A 22511-nucleotide genomic window follows, 5' to 3' on the forward strand; every position below is an offset into this window, starting at 1 on the left:
GCGATGCGCACACGGAGTCAGACAGACACGTCAAACGCCTGGGCCCGCTACGGGTGGCTCATGGGCGCAATCTGGCTCGTCTTCCTCTACTTCCCGATCACCGCTCTCGTACAGTCGGCCGCACCGACGTGGGCACTGGTGCTCGGCTGGTTGAGCACGTTCACCTTTGCGGCCTCGTACCTCACTGGCTTCATCGTCGGACTTCGTTCCCCGCACGGGCGAGAACGCCCCGTGACGCTCTGGCTCTACGCAGCCGCGATCGGCAGCGCGGCGCTCACAATACCCTCGATCGGCTGGGCAGTCACGAGCTTCACGCCGTTTCTCATGTCGTACGCGTCGTACCTGCTGACCGCGAAAGCTCACTGGATAGCAAACACGGCAGGGCCCGCGCTCATCGTCTTCGTGGTCGCCACAGCGCAGACTCGAGGGGCCAACGAGCCGTGGCCGCTGCTCTGGATCACCATGATGATCGCAGCTGTCAACACGATCAATTCGTGGTTGATCGCGCGCTCGAGCGCTGCCGATGCGCTCCGGGTCGAGCTTGCGACGAGCGAGGGGCGCGAGGCCGTCGCACGGGACGTCCACGACCTCCTCGGCCACTCACTCACCGTCGTGAAGCTGAAGGCAGAGCTCGCGTCTCGGCTGCTGGAGCGTGATCCGGCGGCCGCGCGCGCGGAGCTTGACGAGATCGTCAGGCTCGCCGCCGAGGCGATCGAGGGCGTGCGCGGCACTGTCACTGGAGTTCGACGGGAGGGGCTCGCGGAGCAGCTCACTGCGACAACGGACGCGTTCGCGACTGCGGGAATCACGCTCGACGTGCGCGGGAGCGCCAGCTCGCTCTCCCCAGCGCAAGCGATTCCTGCCGCGTGGATCCTGCGCGAGGCGACAACGAACATCCTCAGGCACGCGAATGCAAGCCACGCGGTTGTCGCGTTCAACCCCGGCACGATCAGCGTTTTCGATAACGGTCGAGGGTACGGCGCAGCCGCGGCACCCGACACTGGCACCGCGCATGGCAGCCACAGCGCCGGGAATGGCATCCGCGGAATGCGCGAGCGCGCCGCTGCTGCCGGTGCCGAGCTGGAGATTGTCGGCACGCCAGGCACAGGGACGAAGGTAAGTCTGACATGGTGAACGCGAGCGGCCCTGACACTCACGACACTGTCGCTAGCGGCGAGGGCCGGATTCGGCTACTCCTCGCCGACGACCAGGCTCTCGTACGAGGCGCGCTTGGCGCCCTGCTCGGGCTCGAGCCCGATCTCGAAGTCGTTGGGTACGCAGCCGACGGGGCTGCGGCCATCACGCGCGCGGGTGAGCTCGCGCCTGACGTGTGCCTCATGGACATCCAGATGCCGGGGATGGACGGCATTGCTGCGACGGCAGCCGTGCGCGCTGCGAGCCCCAAGACCCGCGTGCTCATCGTCACGACGTTTGCGCGGCCGGGTTATCTTCGCGCGGCGCTCGAGGCGGGTGCCAGCGGCTTTGTCGTTAAGGACGCGCCACCCGAGGAGCTCGCCGACGCCATCCGTCGTGTCCACCGCGGCCACCGCGTCGTGGACCCCGCACTCGCCGAGGCGTCGCTGTTTGATGGCGCGAACCCGCTCACCGAGCGGGAGCGCCAGGTGCTCCGGCGCGCCAGCGAGGGCCTCACGGCCCCGGCGATCGCCGCCGAGATCTTCCTGTCGGCTGGCACCGTGCGAAACCTCCTCTCCTCGGCGATCGGCAAAGTCGGCGCGGAGAATCGCACCTCGGCCGCCCGGCTGGCGTTCGAGAGGGGGTGGCTTTAGTGCCATCGGTCACACGGGCCGGAGCGGCACGGCCCGCCGTTTCCTGGGCGCGGCTCCTGTTCGGCGCCGTCCTGCTCGCCGTGCTCGGCTACACCTACGTGCTCGGGGTCCCGTCAGACGGGCCGAACCCGTTTAACTTCTTCGGCTACTTCACGAACCTCACGAACCTCATCACCGGGCTCACCTTCATCGTCACTGGCGCCCTCGGCAGGCGTGGCGCAGTCCTCCCGCCGACGCTCCACCTGCTCCGCGGGGCCGCCGTCGCGTACATGCTCGTCGTCGGGGTCATCTACAACACGCTCATCCCAGGAACCGGTACGGCTCCCCCGTGGGTGTCGCTCCTCCTGCACGCCATCGCCCCGGCGGTGGTGCTCCTCGATTGGCTGTTCGTCGGGGATCGCCACCGGCTTCCGTGGCGGTCGCTGTGGGTGATCTTCCCATATCCGGTAATCTGGCTCGCCGTCGTCCTCGTGCGTGGAGTCACGGACGGCTGGGTGCCCTACGGGTTCCTGCTGCCGAGCCACGGTGCGGCCTACGTGCTCGCGCACATCGCTGGCCTGCTTTTGGCGCTCACCCTCGCCGGCGCACTCGTCTGGCTCTGCGCCCGCACCCCCGGCGCGGCAGCGCTGATTCGACGCTGACTCGGCGCTGACTCGACGCTGACGAGATCGCCTCACCCCCGCTTGCCCGCACGCCGCCCCGACACGGCATTCCCCGCGTGCTCTCAGTCGCAGAATCTGCTAAAGTAGGTTCTTGGCTTGCGTGTGGCTCACACCACACCCCCGTTAGGTGCCCTCTCTCACCGCGCGGATCAACCCGATTGACCTCTACTGAAGGAACCAACCCAACGTGGCAAATATTAAGTCGCAGATCAAGCGCATCAAGACCAACGCCAAGGCTACCGAGCGTAACCGCGCGTACAAGAGCGAGCTCCGCACCCTCATCCGCAAGACCCGCGAGGCAGTCGTTGCAGGCGATAAGGCAGCAGCAGAGTCGTCACTGAAGGTCGCAACCCGCAAGCTCGACAAGGCAGTATCGAAGGGCGTGATTCACAAGAATCAGGCCGCGAACCGCAAGTCGAAGCTTGCCGCTCAGGTCGCAAAGATCTAAGCACCGAGACTTCGAAGCTCGGGTTCCACCTCGGTGGGGCCCGAGCTTTTTTGTGCCAACTTCACCCGGGACTGGTCGCTACCCCGTGGTGCTCGACGCTCGCAATGGGATCGACAGTATCAATGCGAACTCGAGCCTGAATCGGGATACCTTCTGCAGATCCCATGGATACTGTGCGGGTCATCGGGCAGCAGAAGGCTGGGCCGGGCCGGGCCGGGCTGGGCTGGGCTGGGCCGGGCTGGGCCCCTACGAGTCGCGACCGCGGAGCGACACGAACGTCACGAACCGCTCAATCGCGTACTCGGGGTCGCGGCTGCCGCCCTTCAACTGCCATTCGGTCTCAGCCGCGAGGTCGATAGCGCGCGCAAGGTCTTCCTCACGCCAGCCCCGAATGTCTTTCAACGCACGATCGACCATCCACGGCGCCATGCCGAACTGTTTGGCAAGCTGCCCCGAGGATCCGCGCGCGCCAAACACCCGCGCCATACCGCGGAGCTTCATGTTGATCACGGCGAGGATCGGGATCGGAGAGGTGCCACCCAACATCGCCTGGCGAAGCAGCAGCAGAGCGTCTGCCCGTTTCCCGGCAACCGCGGCGTCAGCGACTTTAAAGCCACTCGCCTCGACGCGTCCCTCTGTCGCGCGGTTCACATGATCTTCGGTGATCTCCCGCCCAACGTCAGACACGAGCTGCGCGCAGGCGCCCGCGAGTTCGGTGACGCTGCCTGACGAGTAGGCGGCTGCGAGCATGCGAACAGCCCCTGGCGTCGCGCGGGCCTGTAGCCTGCGAAACTCGGCCTGAGCGAACGCCAGGCGATCCTGGTCTTTCTTCAACTCGGGGCACAGCACCTCAACCGCCCCCTGCGTCTTACGCACTGCATCGAGCAGCGCTTTTCCGCGCTGGCCAGTGGTGTGCCGCAGCAGAAGAGTCGTGTCGTCTGCCGGGTCTGCGATGTACCGCTTCGCGTCCTCGATGAACGCGTCGGAGCACTTCTCAACACCTGTCACACGAATGAGTCGCGGCTCCGCGAAAAGCGACGGGCTCGCGATCGTGAAGAGCTCGCCAGCACCATAGCTTGCGGCGTCGACGTCGTGCACCTCGAGCTCAGCGTTCGCCTCGCGGAGCATCTCGCGAATGCGCTGCGAAGCGCGGTCGGCGAAGAACTCCTCGGGGCCGCTTACGAGCACCACTGGTGCCGGAGTCACGTCGGTCCATTCAACCTTGGAGATCTTTGCTGTTGCCACGCGTCCAGACTACCGCCAGCCTCCGACACTGGGTCGCCAACGAGCAGCACCTCGCGTCAAGTCACGCACGGATCTCACGAGTAGCACCGATACATCAGATTAATGTAAGGTAAACCTAACTAGATTGCATTCGCGAGGGACACATGACGCTGCTTGACACTCGGCCGGCCACGGCCCCGGCGATAGGCCTGGACGACTCCCCCCACGAAGCAAGACGCACCGACGACGCACACGGCGGCGAGCGGTTCGTCGCCGCGCCGTACCTCCTCACGACAAGTGTGCTGCGCCCCGCCGAGGCCGTGACATGGACCCCGCACAGCCACCCGGAGCACGAACTCCTCTGGACGGACCGCGGCGTTGTGACGATGTTCGCCGACGGCAAGCAGTGGACCGTCACTCCGGGGGTTGGTCTCTGGCTCCCAGCCGGGACGATGCACGAAGGCTCCTCACGGGAGGACACCGATGTGCGCACGACATACTTCGATCCAGGTCTCTGGGAGAAGTCCTGGGAACGCCCCGTCGCGGTACGACTCCAACCGGCAGCGCGCGAGCTCCTGCTCTACCTCAAACACGCAACCATGTCGGTTGAGCAGCGTGTCCGCGCTCAGGCGGTGTGCGTCGACATGCTCGAGCTCACCGACGGCGTCAGACTCGACATCCCGCTCCCCGAGGACCCGCGGCTTGCGCTACTCGTCGAGATGATCCTCAGCGATCCTGCCGACGACAGGTCACTCGAGCAATGGGCGTCGATGCTGAACATGACCTCCCGCACCCTCACCAGAGCTTTCAGCGCCGAGGTCGCCATGAGCTTCGCGCAGTGGCGAAGGCTCGTTCGGATGCGCGCCGCGCTCGGCCAGCTCTCCGACGGGCTCACCGTGAAGTCGGTCGCCCGCAGGGTCGGCTACAGCACGACGAGCGCATTCGTGACAGCGTTCCGTAAGACCGTTGGCTGCACGCCTGGGGAACTGTCCGGGCGGCTGTAACCGGGACGACCGCGCCCCCTGGGCGCACGCAAGACGTGCTGTCCGGAACGAAACACGACCTGTCCCCACACCGCAGCATCACCGCAATAGCCTCGATGAGGGAGGCCACCACCACGGCTTCTCGCTGCCCCGCCGCGAACCTGGAGGCCCGTCGACAGCATGACAGTCACCGCCCCTGACGTGCGGGCCGCGCGATCCGCGAACGGCCTCGCACACACAAACCTCTCCCGCACGCTGATCCTGCTCGGTATCCTTGTCTCGCTCGTCGTGATCGCGCTCGCGAGCGTCGTCATCGGATCTCGCGAGATCCCTGTCACCGTTGTCTGGGATGCAATCTTCGCCCCCGCAGACGTCGAAGACCACTTCGTGGTGCGCGACCTCAGGATCCCGCGCACTGTCGTTGCAGTTGTCGTAGCCTCGGCGCTTGGCGTAGCAGGGGCACTCATTCAGGCGCTCACTCGCAACCCGCTCGCCGATCCGGGAATCCTCGGTGTGAACGCTGGAGCTTCCTTCGCTGTCGCAGTCGGCGTCGGCGCATTCGGCGTCGCGACGATCTCGCACTACATCTGGTTCGCATTCGCGGGAGCTCTGATAGTCACAATCGGGGTCTACGCTATTGGGTCGGCCGGCCGGGGCGGGGCCGACCCGCTGCGCCTCGTCCTCGCCGGCGTCGCCCTTGGGGCAGCCTTGAGTGGCCTCACGTCGGCGCTGACACTGCTCGACCCGCAGGCCTTCGACAAGATGCGAGGCTGGGGCGCAGGGACCGTCGTCGGACGGGGCCTGGATGTCGTTCTTCCCGTGCTCCCGTTTCTGGTCGTTGGACTCGTGATCGCGCTCGCGATGGCGCGGCCGCTCAACGCCATCTCGCTCGGCGAGGATCTCGCCGCGACACTCGGAGCACACGTGCTGCGCACGAGGATCCTCGTGATTATCGCGGTCACCCTACTCGCCGGCGGCGCGACGGCTATTGCCGGACCGATCGGGTTCATCGGCCTCATGGTGCCACACGTCGCCCGTTGGATAGTTGGGCCCGACCAGCGCTGGATCCTCGCATACACGGTGGCGCTCGCCCCGATCTTGCTCCTCGTCGCGGACATCGTTGGCAGGCTCATTATGCGCCCCGCAGAGGTGCCCGTTGGCATCGTCACCGCGTTCGTTGGCGCGCCAGTTCTTATCGTTCTGATCCGCAGAAGGAAAGTGAGCAGCCTGTGATCGACAGCTCAGACTCGGCGCTCACTCCTGCCCCGCGCATCGATTTTGGGCGAAAGGTCAGGCGACTCCGGTTGCTGAACGCGTGGGTTCGCGTCGACGTCCGCGTAGCCGGCGTCTGCGTGCTGCTTGCAGTACTCGCAGTCGTGATCGGAGTCGCCTCCCTCACGAACGGCGAGTATCCGCTCACGGTCAGGCAGGTGTGGGAGGCGCTCACCTCCGGCGTGACCGATTTCACCCATACAGTTGTCGTGGAGTGGCGGATGCCGCGCGCACTCGCTGCGATCACCTTCGGCGCCGCGCTTGGCGCGAGCGGCGCCGTGTTCCAGTCACTCACACGAAACCCGCTCGCGAGCCCTGACATCCTCGGGTTCTCGTCGGGCGCTTACACCGGGGCGATCGTCGTGATGATCGTATTCGGCGGTAACTACGTCGATGTCGCAATAGGCGCGTTCGTCGGCGGACTCGCATCCGCGGCAGTCGTGTACCTCCTCGCGTTCAAGGGTGGGGTGCAGGGATTCAGGCTCATCATCTCCGGTATCGCCGTGTCTGCAATGCTCAGCTCGTTGAACACCTGGCTGACCCTGACCGCTGATCTCGACACAGCCCTCGTCGCTGCAGTCTGGGGCGCAGGGTCGCTCAACGGCATGACCTGGTCACAGACAGGGCTCGGCAGCCTCCTCGTGGTGGTGCTGCTCATCGTGACTCTGGCGTTCGCTCGCCCGCTGCGTCAGCTTGAGCTCGGGGACGACGCGGCGCAGGCGCTTGGCGTGCGCGTTGAGCCAGCCCGCCTCGCGCTCATGCTCGCGTCGGTCGGGCTCATCGCCGTCGTTACCGCTGCGGCAGGACCGATATCCTTCATCGCACTCGCTGCCCCACAGATTGCCAGGCGCGTCACCGGCTCGGCGGGCGTCTCCGTCCTCTCCTCGGCAATGATGGGTGCCGTCCTGCTGTCAGCTTCAGACTTCGTCGCACTTCATGCGCTGCCAGCCATGCTTCCAGTCGGCACCGTCACCGTTGTGATCGGCGGCGGATACCTCATCTGGCTACTCATCTACGAAGCGCGGCGTCGAGGCTAGCCCGCGCCGCCTACCGCGACCCGCTCGACCCGCCCCAGGGTCCATATCGAATGTGAAAGCGTATCAATGCCTGAACTCACGCACTCCTCCCTTCGCGTCGACAACGCCACGATCGGCTACGACCACAAATCGATCTCGACTGACCTCTCAGTAGATATCCCGGACGGTTCCTTCACCGTCATCGTCGGCCCGAATGCATGCGGCAAGTCGACATTGCTGCGGGCGCTCTCTCGACTCCTGAAGCCCACAGCGGGCAGTGTGTTGCTCGATGGCAGGAGCATCTCGACGTATTGAGCAAAGGAGGTCGCTCGGCGGCTCGGCCTGCTCCCCCAGACCTCGCTCGCGCCAGACGGGATCACCGTCGCCGACCTTGTCGCGCGCGGCCGGTACCCACACCAGGGCCTCATCAGGCAGTGGACTGAGAAGGACGAGCGCGCCGTACTCAGCGCGATGGCGGCGACAGGGGTGACGGAGCTGTCCCCCCGGCTTGTCGATGAGCTCTCAGGCGGACAACGCCAGCGCGTCTGGGTCGCGATGGTGCTGGCGCAACAGACCGAGCTCCTGCTGCTCGACGAGCCCACCACGTTCCTCGACATCGCCCACCAGATCGAGCTGCTCGAGCTGTTCACTGACCTCAACCTCGCTGGGAACACCCTCGTCGCGGTGCTCCACGATCTGAACCAGGCGGCACGCTACGGGACGCACCTTATCGCGATGAAGGATGGCCGGATCGTCGCGCAGGGCGCTCCGGAAGAGATCGTGACAGAAGCGCTGGTCTCTGAGGTCTTCGGACTCGCGTGCCGAGTGGTGCCTGATCCGGTGGCCGGCACCCCCACAGTCGTGCCGCTGGGCCGCGACCGGTCTCGCGGAGCTGCGACGAGTCCCGAACGCGATGCAGCGAGTCCCCCTCGCGAATCACTCCCTGAATACCGTTAAGTATGGGCCCCAAGGGCTCACATCATGAGCCTTCAGGGCTCCACTCAATTCAGGCCCGTCTCCCCGGGCTATCGCTTGTCAGCAAGGACACACATGCCATTCGTATCCACATCTACGTCTCCCACCGCTCGGAGAACAGCGACTCGTCGTCGTGCGTGCGCGCTTCTCGGGGCAACCGTCGCCGTTGGTCTACTCGCCGGTTGCGCAAGCGGCCCACCTGCCTCTGACGGGGCGGCGCCGGCTGCAACGTCGGCATCGTCGGCATCGTCGGAGACCATCGACTTCGAGTACGAGGGCTACTCTGCGGAGATTCCTGACGAACCGAAGCGGGTCGTTGTGCTCGACAGCCGCAGCGGACTCGAAATGGCGCTGCTCGCTGACTACCCGCTCGTTGCGACGGCATACGGCACCGACAGTCCGCTCTCCCCACTCATCGATGATGACGTTGCCCATCTGAAGAACACCGCGTTTGACTTGAACCGCGAAGAGATTGCGTCGTACGACCCCGACCTCATCGTCGTAGGCGTCGGGTGGTGGGACTTCTACGAGGGCGAGGACTTCAAGCTCGACGAGATTGCGCCCGTACTCGCCGTCAACGACGGCCTTGACGTCGAGGGCGCCTCCGCTGAGAATCCGTTCGAGGCGATGACTGCTCAGCTCGAGCTCCTTGGCCGGGAAGACAAGGCTGAGGAAGCGATCGCGGGTTACGAGCAGGCACTCGCGACCGCCAAGGACCGAATCGGATCCTACGCAGACGGCAAGGTTGCATCGGTCATTCACTCGCCGGTCGACAATTTCACCGTCATCTCAGACGAGTCGATCTACATGACCGTACTCCCCGCGCTCGGATTCACGATCCTCGAGAGCGAAGAGATCAACGCCGCACCGCCGAACCCGAACGGTATCGGCCACATGCTCAGTTACGAGAACGCCGTCAGTGTGTTCTCGGATACCGACATGCTGCTCGTCTACAAGGACAACGTCGCGGCGGACCTCGACCCGCTATTGAAGCGCGTGCCTGCGGTGGAGAAGGGAAACTGGATCGACGGCAACCTCGCCGAACGCTTCGGTTTCGCGCTCACCTACACGAGCTTCGTCAACGGGATCGCTGACGCCGTCGAGGGGTTCGCCGACTTCTCCTAACAGGTCTTGCGCCATGCTCGCAAAGCTGCTCTCGTTCCGGGGGCGCGCCCCGGCCAGGTGAGGGGGTTCACCGGCCCGGGGCGCTCTGGCGGTTGGGGCCGCCAGGCACGGTCGCGCGAGCGACCTGGCCTGGCGGCCCCACCGGCCGCCCAATACGTCATCTCGCCCCGACGGTCGACGATTGCGAGGGAACCGTGTTCGTCTGTGCGAAGCACCTCAGCCCCAGTAGCCGCGAGCGTATCGACGAGTTCGGAGTTTGGGTGACCGTATCGGTTGCCGCTCCCGACTGAGATCAACGCGGCGCGAGCGCCGAGCAAGTCGTACATGCCGGGAGCCTGGTTCCGTGAGCCGTGATGGGCAACTTTCACGACGTCAGCCGTCAACCCTGGATGGCTGCGAAGAAGCGGCTCTTGCTCGTTTGCACCAGTATCTCCGAGCATGAGCACGGTGAGCGCACCGACATCGACGCGCAATACGAGGCTCGTCGCGTTCACATCGCGATACGACGCGCGAACGGGTGGGGCGAGTACCTCCCAGCGCATCCCCGCGGTTTCACTCCGGCTGATGCCTGTGTCGGCTCGGACGCCGGCTCCAGCCATTCCGGCTGTGGCTTCGACAGCGGGGATCCCGGCTTCCACTATCCTGTCGCCTATTCGGCTCCGTCCGAGATCGTCGCCGCTGTCGGGCGGGAGGAGCGCCGAGTCGACTCGCCCGCTGACTGCGTCGAGTGCCCCCACATGATCCCAGTGGTCGTGAGTCAACACGAGTAAGCTGATCCGCTCCACTCCGAACACATCGAGGCACGCTTCCAGCGCGTCTGGATCATCACCCGTATCGACAAGCATCACCTCAGACTTCACGCCTGGGTCGCGAAGCAGCACAGCATCCCCCTGGCCGACGTCGCAGGCGACAATCGCCCAATCAGCTGGCACACCGAGACGCAGCACGAGCGGGACAACTACAGTGACCCCTCCGGCGATGCCGACCGCCGCCCCGGCAGTGATCCAGGCAGCGAGAGCCGGGACAAGCGCGGTTCTCACAGGGCCGATCCACCCTCGTCTGTGACGAACGGCACGGGCTCGACTGCAGGGCCAAGGTTGCCGGTAGTGCACGGCGGCGACGCTTCCTGGCGCAGCGAGGCCGCGCTGGCTTCGCCGCACGAATATACGAGCAAGCCATGCCAGGCAGTACACAGCCGTAAGTGAGGCGGCACCGCCCCACCCTTCGGGCCAGAACAATCTCCCGCCAGGCAGCGCGGCTCCTACCTCTCCCGCCGCCTCGATCCAGCGCGCCGGCCACGTTGCGCCCCTGAGCGCTAGCACCCCAATGCCACCGGGCAACGCCAGCAGGATCAGCGCGGCGAGGCCAGCTGCGGTTCCCGCAGGAGCCGCGGGTGCGGCAAGCAGGTTCGCGAGCACCCCGCCGAGCGAGAAGCCTGGCTGCAAGAGCAGTAGCAGCGGGGCGCAACTCACCTGGGCGACGACGGCGACGGCCAGCGGGAGGGCGAGCACTTGGGGCATCCGCGCCCGCCTGCGCAGCCACGCATTCACGGGTGTTGCTGCGAGAAGTATTCCTGCAGTCGCCACAACGGAGAGCGCAAAGCCAGGCTGGATTGCCTGCCACGGATCAGCCAAAAGCAGCACAAGGATAGCGAGGCCAAGCGCAGGAAGTGAGCGCCCCTGCTTCCCTCCAAAGTTTCCGGCGAGGAGCACACCCGCCATAATCGCCGCGCGCTGCACACTCGCATCGGGCCCCACGATCACCACAAACGCAATGAGCGCGCCGCCGGCAATGAGCACACGCCCGCGTCGCCCAAGACCCATGGCCCGTGCCGCCGCAACGGCTGCGGCGATGACGAGCGCACAGTTAGACCCTGAGACCGCAGTCAGGTGTGTCAGGTTTGATTCGAGCATCAATCGATCTAGCGAGTCCGATACAAGGCTCGTATCTCCCACAGCGAGGCCCGGGACGAGCTCTGCCCCGCGTACCCCAGCCGCCGCCGCACGCAGGCCCAGCCTCAGCGCCGCGGCAGCCTCGCCGAGCGCTGCAGGTACGTTACCCGCGGCGTGGGGACCCACCGTACTCGAGACCGACAACTCGAACGCAGCGAGGCTCTCAGGTGGCCCACGTGTGAGGGTTCCGGCCGCACACACGGTGGCGCCCGGGTACCAGCCGGCAGGTGGGGCACCGTCGAGCCACAGTATCGCCGACGCAGACGCAGACGCAGGCACAGGCACAGGCACAGGCACAGACACCGATGGGGGCAGCGATGGGGGCACCGCTGCCGGCAGCGGCGCGTGAACACCGCCACCGCAGCCTGATTCGAGGTCGACATCATGCGATCCGGATCCGGGAGCAGGCACAAGGCGAACGAGTCCGCCACGAACCCAACTCCGCTCTGCATCGTCTCCTCGAGCGCTCGCGGCAGGGGCCGGATAGCCGCCGACAACAACAGTTGCAGCAACGCGCGCGCCGCCTCCGAACCGTGATAGCGCCTCCGATACCGAGTCTCGACCGTGTTCAACGACCGCGACGCGCCCAATCACAGCGAGCAGAGCCGCAACGCAGAGCAGCCCGGCTCCTCCAGTCCATCCCCACTTGCTTTGCCCGGTTGCTCCTCGAGCCCGGCGACGGGCAGCAAGAATCGCCGCGATACCAACCCCACCAATGCCCAGCACGACCTCAAAGCAAATTGCGGCGCCCGGGATGTGCACAACAACCGCAGCCGCCGCCCAGCACACGACAGCGGGGGCGAGAAGCCGCCACTGCCCGTGACTGGGCGATGCGCTTGCGACAACACTGCCTGCCGGAGTCACACGACGACCCTGTCCCGGAACTTGTCGAGGGTCTTGCTGCCGATGCCACTTACCTCGAGGAGCTGATCGACGTCGGCAAATCTCCCGTTCGCTTCACGCCAATCAATGATGCGCTGAGCGATTGCTGGCCCGATACCGGGCAGCTCGGTGAGCCCTTCGGCTCCGGCAGTGTTCACGTTCACACGTCCTTCGACCGCGCCCTCGCCTCCGGCAGCTCCCCCCGTTGGAGCGCCGGTCCCGGGCAACGCAAGACTGCCTCCGGCTCCCTCGGCAGCAGTCTCAGCGTCGAGAATCACGATCTGCTCGCCGTCGCTCACCTCCCGAGCGAGGTTGAGCGCAGCAAGTGCAGCGCTCTCCGTTGGACCGCCCGCGGCCGTAATCGCATCGAGCACCCGTGAGCCCGGATCAAGCTCAAGCACACCAGGGTTCACGACCTCGCCGACGACGTGTACGACAAGCTTTGCTTCCTGAGTCACAAGCTCGCCCGCGCCTCCGGCGTGAGCGTCTACTGCCCCCGTGCCCGCATGAGCGCCGGGCCCGACTCCATCACCGCCCGTCCCTGTAGCGCTACTCCCGTCACGCCCGTCGGCTTGTGCGAGCCCGACCTCCCCGGTTCCCCCGAGCCCCCGGATGAGCACCGTCGCAGTGATCGCGAGCGCAACCACGAAGACTGCCACGGACACGAGCGCTGGCACACTCAGAACGCGCCGGAATCGCGCCGTCGCTGATTCAGCCTGCTCCCAACTGAGTGGTTCAGGGTCCGCTCCCACGGTGGGTTCCCCGCGCCAACGCCCCGCGGGCTGTGTCTCACCTGCACGCCCCGCGACCGACGCTTTGCGAGGATCCTTGGCTCCGGCGGGCGTGGACGGCGTCTCCGGTCGGATAGCAGGGTGGGTGGGGTGATTATGACGGGTTCGAGGCCGAGACACGATCGGCGGTGAGGGGGGTCGGGTTGCGGGATTCATGTGCCCACTCTTCACGCCGCTCGCGAGCGAGAGGAACGACGAGCATCATCTGTGGATGAATCGCGCCAATCGTGGCGGCAGCACATGCTGCGTGCAACGCTCCAACGCTGTCAGTACGGTCAAATCGCCCGAACTGCCACTCGCGACATTGGTCAGACTGCGGCCGGCTGCCAGTCGGGGTTCGCCGCGCGAATACCAGCAAAGGCGAGCTCGATTGGCAGTTGCTCTCCGAAATGGGTTGAGGCGACCCACACGTCGCCCTGGAAGCCAAACCAATTCGTCTGCTTCATCGTCCCGTCGTCGACCGTGTGTGTGAACAGCACGACGCCCTGCGACTCAGACTCAACATAGTCTGAGCGGCGCAGGTCTTCGACAAGCCCGGCTCGGATCGCCGTCGGCAGGTTCGCAACGAATATGTTCGTCGTGTGGTCTGAGAGTGGCACGCCCCAGTAACACGGCACCACCTCGGTCGCGGCTTCAAAGGCTGACGCTGCGGATTGCCCAAGCGATGCCGTCAGGTGGGCTTCGTCGTCTGGGCCGTCCCAGGGTTCGAAGTTCTCGCCGAGCTTCGCTTGGACTTGTGCAAGCGGAATAAGCGTGTCGCAGGGAGGAATCGTCACAGGCGGGCCCGGATCGCTTGGCGCAACCGCCCCAGTGTCGCCGGCTGCTTCACCGTCAGCGTCGCCGGGGGCTGGCGCGATCTCAGAGTCGGTGGGCCGGGGCTCGGAGTTGGTCGAGGCAGGCCCGCAGGCTGTGAGCGCCAGCACCGCGCACGCGGCGACGACCGTCGCGAACATGACCTTCGGCCCAGGTGTGCTTCGCCGCTCAGTCATCGTCCCGCCTCAGTCACTCGTTCAGGTTCCTGCCCCTCTCAACATAGCAGTGCCCCGTCCCTGCTACGAGGGTCGGGGCACTGTACGCTCACCGCCCGGCTAGCGAACGGCGACGGTCGCAGCTACGCTGCGGGCTTCGTCGCGATTGAGACAATCTTCGGTGCTCGCGCGATCACCTTGACGATTTCGCGGTCTCCGATCGCGCGCTTGGCATTCGCCGAGGCGCGAGCGGCCGTCTCGGCGTCTTCGTTCGAGATCGAGGTCGACACCGTGATCTTGTCGCGCACCTTCCCGTCGACCTGCACGATCATGAGCGCCTCGTCGACGACGGTGAGTGAGGAGTCACCCTTCGGCCACTCGGCGAGCGCGACGGTGGCGTCATGCCCGAGCATCGCCCACATATCCTCGGCCGCGTAGGGCGCGTACATCGACAGAATGACCGCAATCGCCTCCGCAGACTCGCGCACGGCAGGATCGGCGACGCCGGCCCCCGAGTCGATCGCCTTGCGGGTCACGTTCACCTGCTCCATCAGGCGCGCGACAATAACGTTGAACTTGTACGACTCAGCGAGCTGAGGCGCGTCGATCAGCAGTTGGTGCGTGCTCCGGCGCAGCGCTTTGTCGCCCGCCGAGAAGTCGCTACCGACAGGAGCTCCGCCGATCTCAACATCGTGGGCGATGCGCCAGGCGCGGGCGAGGAACTTCGCCGAGCCCTGCACTGAAACGTCTGCCCAGTCGATGTCGTCCTCCGGCGGGCCGGCGAACGCAAGAGTCACGCGAAGCGCGTCAGCCCCGTGCTCCTCGAGTTCAGACGCGAACTCAACCAGGTTACCCTTCGATTTTGACATCTTGGCGCCGTCGAGCAGCACCATGCCCTGGTTGAGCATGTCGAGGAACGGCTCTTCAAAGTCGATGTATCCGAGATCGAACATCACCTTCGTGATGAAGCGCGAGTAGAGCAGGTGCAGAATTGCGTGCTCAACACCGCCGACGTACTGGTCAACCGGTGCCCACTTTTTCGCCTCGGCCGGATCAAATGCTTGCGTTGGATCGTTCGCGGAGAGGAAGCGGAAGTAGTACCACGAACTATCGACGAACGTGTCCATCGTGTCTGGGTCGCGGGTGAGCTTCTCGCCAGTATCGGGATCAACGACGGTCGACCAGTCAGTCGCAGCGCCGAGCGGTGATGACCCCTTTGGCTTGAGATCGAGCCCCGCCGCCGCGGGAAGCTCAACGGGGAGCGAAGTCTCGGAGACCGGCCTCATAGTGCCGTCCTCTGCGTAGAGAATCGGGATAGGCGTTCCCCAGTAGCGCTGGCGAGATATGAGCCAGTCGCGCAGGCGATACGTTGTCGTGGCACGGCCCGTGCCGCGCTCCTCGAGAACCTCAATCGCCTTCGCGATTGCCGAGAGCTTGTCGAGGCCATCGAGCTCGCCCGAATTGACAAGCTTGCCCTCGCCTGCTGTTGCCACGCCCGAGACTGCAGGATCAGCAAGCACCTCGCCGTCCTCGTCGCGAACTTCGACGACAACGCGAACCGGCAGGTCAAACTTCAGTGCGAAGTCGAGGTCACGCTGGTCGTGCGCAGGTACAGCCATGATCGCTCCGTGACCGTAGTCTGCGAGAACGTAGTCTGATGCCCAAACGGGAATGCGCTCACCGTTCACGGGGTTTACAGCGAAATGGTCGAGGAAGATGCCCGTCTTTTCACGGTCGGTGCTCTGCCGCTCGATCTCGGTCTGTTTCTGTGTCGCCTCGAGATATGCCTGGAACTGCATCCGCACCTCGGCGGACGCGCCCGCCGCGAGTTCGGCTGCAAGATCTGAGTCGGGAGCAACGACCATGAAAGTTGCGCCGTGCAGCGTGTCCGGGCGGGTCGTGAAGACGGGAACTTTCTCAGAGCGGCCCTCGATCTCGAACTCGACCTCAGCCCCCTTCGATCGACCGATCCAGTTGCGCTGCATATTCAGCACCTTTGCTGGCCAACGCCCCTCGAGCGCGTCGAGGTCGTCGAGCAGCCGATCCGCATAGTCGGTGATGCGGAAGTACCACTGCGTGAGCTTCTTCTTCACAACCATGGCGCCTGAGCGCTCCGAGGTTCCGTCGGCAAGCACTTGCTCGTTCGCGAGCACGGTCTGGTCTACCGGGTCCCAGTTCACCCAGCTCGCCTTACGGTACGCAAGGCCCTTCTCGTACATCTTCAAGAAGATCCACTGGTTCCACTTGTAGTACTCGGGGTCGCTCGTGTGAAGCACGCGGCTCCAGTCAAACGACGGCGCGTACACTCGGAACGAGGCCTTCTGCTGCGCGATGTTTGCGTAGGTCCACTCGCGTGGGTCAACCCCGCGCTTGATCGCGGCGTTCTCTGCGGGAAGACCGAACGAGTCCCACCCGATCGGGTGCAACACATCGTACCCCTGACCGCGCCAGTACCGCGCCATGATGTCGCCGAAGCAGAACGCCTCCGCATGACCCATGTGCAGGTCCCCAGAGGGGTACGGGAACATGTCGAGTACGTACTTTCGCGGCCGGTCTGATTCAAGCCCGGCGGGCACCTCGAACGGCTTCAGATCCTCCCAGACCGGCAGCCACCGATCCTGAATCGCCTTGAAGTCATAGCCCTGCTCAGCATCCTGCTGGCCGGTTCCCTGCTCGCTCACACGCACCTCAACACTCGTCGATCACTTCGGGCCCCTTCGGGCCACACACATCTAGCCAGTTTATCCCGCTGAGCGTCAAAGAACTGCCAGCATCGCGGCTGCCTTCAGATCTCGCTCACGAACCTCCGCCGCAGCGTCAGAATCGATCGTGATTCCGCCGCCAGCTCCGACAAGGGCGACGCGCGCGACCGCCCCGCCTGCCGCACCGGTTTCTCCCCTTCCGGCGAGACCGGGCCCGCGCAACTCGACGCCTCGGATTGTCATCGCGAGCTCGGCGTTCCCGGAGTCGTCGATCCACCCGAAGCAGCCCGAGTAGAGCCCCCGCGGACCCGCCTCAAGCGAGGCCAAGATTTCGACCGCGCTCCGTTTCGGCGCACCAGTCATAGATCCGCCGGGAAAACAGCTCCCGATTGCATCGAATACGTCGGCTGAGCCCGCAAGTTCCCCGGCAACAGTGCTGACAAGTTGGTGCACCCGTGGGTGGCTCTCGACCTCGAGGAATCGCTCGACACGAACAGTCCCCGGAGCGCACACGCGTGTGAGATCGTTCCGCATGAGGTCGACGATCATCAGGTTCTCCGCGCGCTCCTTCGGGTCGGCTGCGAGCTCGGACGCAAGGGCGGAATCCTGTGTGGCGTTGACCCCGCGCGGGCGAGTGCCCTTGATCGGGTGTGTTCGCAGAGTGCGCCCCACCACCGAAAGAAACCGTTCAGGGCTCGCGCTCACGAGCGCTCGGTCGGGGGTGACGATGACGCCGCCGCGCGTCGCCCCGCCCCGAATTCGCGTGTACAGCTCGAGCGGCAGCGCATCGGTCTCAGTCTCAACTGTGTCAGTCAGGCACAGGACGTAGGCGTCCCCACGGCGGATTGCGGCTCTGCACGACTCAACACTGGCGTTGTAGTCAGTTCCCCGCCAGGAGGGAGTATCAGGCCCACGGCGGCCGGAACTCACTGCCCGCGTTTCTGCACCACGTCCCCCGCAGTCATTCAGCGACGGCTCGAGTATCTCTCGGAGTCGTGCCACGGCGGCCTCGTCACCATGGAGGGCAGCGGTGCCGGCTGAGTGGTCGAGCACGAGCACAGCGTCGCAACGCAACGCGTAGCCCGGCGCGACAGGGTCGGGCGCCGGCTCGACTCCGAGCAGCCCGACGCCAAACTCGTACCCGAGGGCAACAATCCATCCGGTGTGCAGCCCCGCGCCGAGAGCGTCGCCCTGCCCGGCTCCGGCGGCACACAGCGGATCTGCGGAAGGTTTGCGAGCTCCGTCGCTAGGCGCCCTTGAGCTGGAGGCTCCACGTGCACGGGAAAACTCACGGAGCCCCGCAAGAAACTCCCCCTCGTGCCCGGCGGCTGCGTATCGCGTCTCCGCAGCAACTCCGAGATAGCTCACGCGCCGCTCCCCCAGAGCTGCGTCCTCGCCATCGAGCCAGAACCATGCCGATCCGCTGCTCGCGAGCGCCTGAGCCGCCGCCCCCGCGGTTACCGCCGCTCCCCAGTTTTCCACCCTCACATCGTAGTGCTACGCTCACGCAATGAGCACTTTCGCGCCGCCGCCTGAACTGCTCGTCGCGGACTCGTTTCGCGTGCGGGTGCGCTCCGGGGTCGCAGAAGTTCGCGGGTTCCAACGCCATCTCGAGCGGTTCGTCCGCAGCGTCGGCCGGGCGCGGGCACAGCATCGGCCAGCGGCAGCGGGGTCGCCGGACATCGACACCTTTCTCGCAGCCTCGTTGCGTGAGATTGCAGATTTCGGCGAGGGATTTCCCCGCCTTGAACTCTGGCGAGAGGCCAGCGGGGATCTCAGATACGACTACACGCTTCGACCGCTTCCACCACTCGGCGAGTCACTCGTTATGCGGAGTGTGTCGCTCCCCGCACCTCCTCAAGCTCGAGTGAAAGGCCCCCACATTGCCGCCTACGCTGCCCTCACTCGGCAGCTGAGTGCCGAGCCCCTCCTTATCCACCCTGACGGTCACGTCCGCGAAGGAGCGACAACGAGCCTCGTGTTCTGGCCCAAAGAGCGTGAGAGTTCCGGTTGTGTCGTTGCCGATACCGCCCGGGTCGAGTCAGTGTCCGAGTCGATCCTTGCGGCAGCGGCCCTCCGGCGCTTCGCGGGGAGGGCGCAGCTCGGAGACGGGCAGGGGGCGTTTGCTCGGGCGACAGTCACCGTCGCCGAGCTGAGCCGTTGCGAGGTGTGGGCAGTGAACGCGCTGCACGGGATCAGACCGGTCTCCCGGATCAACGATGTCGAGCTTGCGCAACCTGACGCAGAGCGCCTGAGCTGGTTCCGAGAGGCGCTCGATGCCGCTTGGGAGCCTATCCTGCGGTAGTTCTAACCGCCGTGTGACGGGCTCTGTCGACGAGCCCTACAGCGCGATCCGAGCCGAGATCGGGATGCCCGCCGGGACCTCCGTGTGGGTGATCAGAATCACCGCGCGGTCGTCGGCGATTGCACCGAGCAGATCTCGCAGTAGCCTGTCTGCAACGAGCTTGTCGACGCCAGCGGTCGGCTCGTCGAGGATGACGACTGGGAAGTCGGCCAGGATCACTCTCGCGAGCGAGATTCGTTGCATCTGGCCGCCGGAGACGAGCGCACCGCGTTCGCCGACTGAGGCGTCAAGCCCTCCACGTTCACGCACCCACTCGCTAAGGCCAACTCGCTCGAGGGCTGCGAGCAGCTCCTCGTCGGTCGCGTCCTCTTTCGCGAACTTCAAGTTCTGCCTAAGGTCGGTATTGAACAGGTGCGGCTGCTGCTCACACAGCCCGACGAAGCTGCGCACCCCGGCGCCGCTGAACTCGCGCGCTTCCACGCCGCCGAGACGGTAGCTGCCGCCGTACTCGAGGAACCTGCTGAGCCCGAGGGCGAGCGTCGACTTGCCGCTGCCACTGTCACCGGTAATCACGAGCAGTTCGGCTGGACGCAGAGTAAACGACAGCCCCGAGATGACGGGCTCACTACCTGGGTGGGCTATGGAGAGATCGGTAACCTCGACGAGCGGTATCCCGGGTGCTGCACTCGGCACCACGTCATCAGTCGCATCGGCGTCGTCGGCGTCGACGGGGATTTCGGGCGGCAGCTCCCCTGCAGTGAGTTGCGCAACGCGCTCGGCACTCTTCTCGACAGTACGCCTCGCAGTCAGCGCGGCAAACACCTGCGCGAAGACGTCGAAAACTGCCGCTGGAACAACGACGATTGCGGCGAACACTGGAACCGAGAACGAGGCGCCGGCACCGGGAGCGACCGCGAGCAGAATCGCGACTGACGACAGCCCGGCGCCGAGGGCGACGATCGCGCCGGTGAGACCCGCAGCTCGAGTGCGCGTGAGTTGTACGCGCGCGAGACGCGCTTCTGCGGCCTGAATCCGCTCGCGCTGGGCGCCGAGCGCGCCGAACGCGGCGAGCACGCTTGCTGACCCAAACCTGTCGAGCAGGGCGTCAGTGAGTGCCGAGCGGGCGCCTGCGAGCTCCCTGTCGCTGCGACCAGCGATCCGCTTGGAAAGCGTCGCCCCGACGATCAGCGCGACAACGAGCACCCCGGCCAGGATCGCGGCGGCGAGTGGTGAGGCGATCGCGATGATCGCCACAGTGAGCGCAGTCACGGTGATGCTCACGATGAGCGGTTGCCTGACGCGCAGCGGGTGATCCTGCAGCTGGTCGACGTCGTCGACGAACGTCGCGAGGATCTCGCCTCGGCGAGAAGATTCGATCGCGCCCGGCACGCGCGGCACGAGAGCCGTGAACGTCGATGCGCGAAGCTTCGACAGCTGGTGCAACGCGGCGTCGTGGCTCGAGAGCCGCTCGACATACCTGAACGCGGCGCGGCCGATCGCAAGGGCACGAACACCGACAATGGCGAAGGTCAAATGCAAGATCGGGGGCTGCGCACCCGAGCGGGTGATGAGCCACAGGCTGAGCGCGAGAAGACCGACCGCTGCGCCATCCGAGAGGATTCCGAGAAGCTGGCCCGGAAGCGCGGCCCTGCGGGAAGGAGTTGCGCGCTGCAACACTGTGTCGACGCTCACAGCTGAGCCTCACTTTCTGCGGGGACCTGACCTGGCTGCGCTGACGCGTCACGGCGTTCGACTGTGACGACCCGGTCCGCGGCGTCCAAGAGAGCCTGCCGATGGCTGACAACGAGTACCGCGCGCCCTGCGGCGGCCTCTGCACGCGCGGCCGTGATGACACGCTCCTCGCTCTCCGCGTCAAGCGCGGAGCTCGGCTCATCAAGCAGCAGCACCCCGGCGTTCACATCGGCCGCCCGGTAGAGGGCCCGCGCGAGCGACACGCGCTGGGCCTGGCCACCCGACAGGCCGGAGCCGAGCGCACCCAGCTCGCGGTCAAGCGGCAGGTCGGCAAGACCGAGCTGATCGAGCGCCGAGCGCGCGAGTGACCGATCAGGATCGGTCGCGCCAAGCGTTACGTTGTCGAGAAGGGAGCCCTGAACAAGCCCCGGCTGCTGCCCGGCCCAGGAGATGGGGCCGCCGACCCGGATCTCCCCAGTCGCGGGCACAATGAATCCGAGGATCGCGGCGAGAAGCGAGGTCTTGCCCGCCCCTGATGGGCCGGCGAGAGCAACGAGTTCACCCGGCGCGACGTCGAAGCTGAGCGGGCCAGCAACAATCGTATCGCCGCGAGCAAGTTCGACACCGACGATCGAGAGGCCGTGGCTTGTCTCTGAGCCTGCGCCAGCTGCCGAGACGACGCCGTCATGGCGGCTTGCGCGCGCGGCGGTGTCGTCGCCCTCAATGAGCGCGAAGACATCGGCCGAGGCCGCGAGACCCTCGGTCGAGTCGTGAAATGCTGCGCCCACCTGGCGAATTGGCACGAACACCTCGGGAAGAACGAGGAGCACGAAGAGGCCGAGCGCGAGCGGGAATTCACCTGCAACGAGCCGCGTGCCAACAGTCACCGCGACGAGGGCGATTGAGAATGTACCGGCGAGGTCAAGCACGAATCCAGACAGGAACGTCACCCGCAGCACCTTCATTGTGCGCGATCTGTATTCTTCGGTTTCAGAGCTAATGCGGGCAGCTTGACGCTTCTCCCGCCGAAAAATCTTGAGCGTCGGAAGGCCTTCGACGACGTCGAGAAACGACGCAGAAAGTCGCTGCAACTGATCCCACTGCTTTCCCTGCACCGACTGTGTGGCAAGCCCAATGAGCACCATGAAGAGCGGAATGACAGGGAAGACGATCAGCACTGTGATCCCGCTCAGGAGATCCGAGAAGAGGACAGTGGCGACAAGAATCGGAGTGGCGACAACCGCGAGAATGAACTGCGGCACGTAGCCGGAGAAATAGCCGTCGAGTGCATCGAGGCCGCGCCCGAGTACTGTCGCAAGCTTCGCGTCGGCTACTGAGGCGGTCGCTTCGGGGCTGCGACGATCGAGCGCGTCGAGCGCAGCCGCGCGAAGCTGGGTCTTCACCTTCACGGCCCCTCGAGCGGCGACAACGTCCATCCCCCACGTGCTCAGGGCCCGCACTATCGCGGCAGCGAGTGCACCGGCAGCGAGCCAGGCCAGGCTGCTCTGGGCGTAGACGCCCTCGGCAACCCGCCCAGCTCCCGCTGCACCCCAAAGCCCCTCGAACACCGGAATAGCGACTGAGGCTATCGCCTGCGCCAGGAACCAGCTCCAGGCGATTATCGCGACGGTGCGCACTACTCCGAGTAGCGCACCGAGCGCGAACACCGTGCGGGCTGCACCCGCAAAACGCAACAGGCGTGGGTCGAGGGGCTTCATCAGGTACCG

Annotated in this window: 17 protein-coding genes and 1 pseudogene; 10 read left to right on the plus strand and 8 right to left on the minus strand. The window is 65.6% G+C overall.

What is annotated here, in order from left to right; all coding sequences use genetic code 11:
- The first annotated feature begins 3 nt into the window (after nt 1-3).
- The 4 genes from ACF07D_RS08285 (at nt 4) to rpsT (ending at nt 2897) form a co-directional block, all read left to right on the plus strand.
- On the plus strand, nt 4-1134 hold the full coding sequence (locus tag ACF07D_RS08285) for a sensor histidine kinase (protein WP_391504567.1): 1131 nt from the start codon (nt 4-6) through the stop codon (nt 1132-1134).
- Nucleotides 1128-1787, plus strand: coding sequence for a response regulator (locus ACF07D_RS08290; RefSeq protein ID WP_391504568.1), 660 nt, complete (start codon nt 1128-1130; stop codon nt 1785-1787). The genes ACF07D_RS08285 and ACF07D_RS08290 overlap by 7 nt, the downstream gene beginning before the upstream one ends.
- Entirely contained in the window at nt 1787-2428 is a 642-nt protein-coding gene (locus tag ACF07D_RS08295) for a Pr6Pr family membrane protein (protein WP_391504569.1), read from the plus strand. Before ACF07D_RS08290 ends, ACF07D_RS08295 begins: the two co-directional genes overlap by 1 nt.
- 208 nt (nt 2429-2636) lie before the next feature.
- Nucleotides 2637-2897 (plus strand): 30S ribosomal protein S20, encoded by a 261-nt coding sequence (gene rpsT, locus ACF07D_RS08300; protein ID WP_119283927.1) that lies wholly within the window; start codon nt 2637-2639, stop codon nt 2895-2897.
- Nucleotides 2898-3143: 246 nt separating this feature from the next.
- Here the strand turns inward: rpsT and holA are convergent, their stop codons facing one another.
- Nucleotides 3144-4142 (minus strand): DNA polymerase III subunit delta, encoded by a 999-nt coding sequence (gene holA, locus ACF07D_RS08305; RefSeq protein WP_255807787.1) that lies wholly within the window; start codon nt 4140-4142, stop codon nt 3144-3146.
- 143 nt (nt 4143-4285) lie between these two features.
- Between holA and ACF07D_RS08310 the strand changes: the two genes are divergently transcribed.
- The 5 genes and pseudogenes from ACF07D_RS08310 (at nt 4286) to ACF07D_RS08330 (ending at nt 9492) form a co-directional block, all read left to right on the plus strand.
- Complete coding sequence (locus ACF07D_RS08310) at nt 4286-5125, plus strand: AraC family transcriptional regulator (protein WP_119283929.1); 840 nt, start codon at nt 4286-4288, stop codon at nt 5123-5125.
- Nucleotides 5126-5284: 159 nt separating this feature from the next.
- Nucleotides 5285-6337: an iron chelate uptake ABC transporter family permease subunit gene (locus ACF07D_RS08315; RefSeq protein ID WP_255807788.1), complete on the plus strand. Its 1053-nt coding sequence runs from the start codon at nt 5285-5287 to the stop codon at nt 6335-6337.
- Nucleotides 6334-7413, plus strand: a complete 1080-nt coding sequence (locus ACF07D_RS08320) for a FecCD family ABC transporter permease (protein ID WP_391504570.1) — start codon at nt 6334-6336, stop codon at nt 7411-7413. Before ACF07D_RS08315 ends, ACF07D_RS08320 begins: the two co-directional genes overlap by 4 nt.
- Before the next feature lie 66 nt (nt 7414-7479).
- Nucleotides 7480-8349: pseudogene (locus ACF07D_RS08325) on the plus strand (ABC transporter ATP-binding protein).
- Nucleotides 8350-8442: 93 nt separating this feature from the next.
- Nucleotides 8443-9492: an ABC transporter substrate-binding protein gene (locus ACF07D_RS08330; RefSeq protein WP_391504571.1), complete on the plus strand. Its 1050-nt coding sequence runs from the start codon at nt 8443-8445 to the stop codon at nt 9490-9492.
- On the opposite strand, the gene ACF07D_RS08335 is transcribed toward ACF07D_RS08330, so the two are convergent.
- The 5 genes from ACF07D_RS08335 to ACF07D_RS08355 all read right to left on the minus strand — a co-directional run bounded on the left by ACF07D_RS08335 (nt 9489) and on the right by ACF07D_RS08355 (nt 18269).
- Nucleotides 9489-12308, minus strand: coding sequence for a ComEC/Rec2 family competence protein (locus ACF07D_RS08335; RefSeq protein ID WP_391504572.1), 2820 nt, complete (start codon nt 12306-12308; stop codon nt 9489-9491). The two genes, ACF07D_RS08330 and ACF07D_RS08335, sit on opposite strands and share 4 nt — an antisense overlap.
- A complete protein-coding gene (locus tag ACF07D_RS08340) occupies nt 12305-13078 on the minus strand; it encodes a helix-hairpin-helix domain-containing protein (RefSeq protein ID WP_391504573.1) in 774 nt (257 codons plus the stop codon). The genes ACF07D_RS08335 and ACF07D_RS08340 overlap by 4 nt, the downstream gene beginning before the upstream one ends.
- Nucleotides 13079-13425: 347 nt before the next feature.
- A complete protein-coding gene (locus tag ACF07D_RS08345) occupies nt 13426-14106 on the minus strand; it encodes a hypothetical protein (protein ID WP_391504574.1) in 681 nt (226 codons plus the stop codon).
- A gap of 122 nt (nt 14107-14228) precedes the next feature.
- Entirely contained in the window at nt 14229-16766 is a 2538-nt protein-coding gene (gene leuS, locus ACF07D_RS08350; protein ID WP_391504575.1) for a leucine--tRNA ligase, read from the minus strand.
- A 75-nt stretch (nt 16767-16841) separates the two neighbouring features.
- On the minus strand, nt 16842-18269 hold the full coding sequence (locus tag ACF07D_RS08355; RefSeq protein WP_391504576.1) for an anthranilate synthase component I family protein: 1428 nt from the start codon (nt 18267-18269) through the stop codon (nt 16842-16844).
- Between the two features lie 28 nt (nt 18270-18297).
- Here ACF07D_RS08355 and ACF07D_RS08360 point away from each other — a divergent pair, with 28 nt between their 5' ends.
- Nucleotides 18298-19092, plus strand: a complete 795-nt coding sequence (locus tag ACF07D_RS08360) for an aminotransferase class IV (protein ID WP_391504577.1) — start codon at nt 18298-18300, stop codon at nt 19090-19092.
- A gap of 36 nt (nt 19093-19128) precedes the next feature.
- Here ACF07D_RS08360 and cydC read toward each other — a convergent pair whose 3' ends face one another.
- Nucleotides 19129-20784, minus strand: a complete 1656-nt coding sequence (gene cydC, locus ACF07D_RS08365; RefSeq protein WP_391504578.1) for a thiol reductant ABC exporter subunit CydC — start codon at nt 20782-20784, stop codon at nt 19129-19131.
- Entirely contained in the window at nt 20781-22502 is a 1722-nt protein-coding gene (cydD, locus tag ACF07D_RS08370) for a thiol reductant ABC exporter subunit CydD (RefSeq protein WP_391504579.1), read from the minus strand. Before cydD ends, cydC begins: the two co-directional genes overlap by 4 nt.
- Nucleotides 22503-22511 lie beyond the last annotated feature (9 nt).

Origin of the sequence: Leucobacter sp. NPDC015123, assembly GCF_043080205.1 — a bacterium.
Lineage (GTDB): Bacteria > Actinomycetota > Actinomycetes > Actinomycetales > Microbacteriaceae > Leucobacter > Leucobacter aridicollis_A.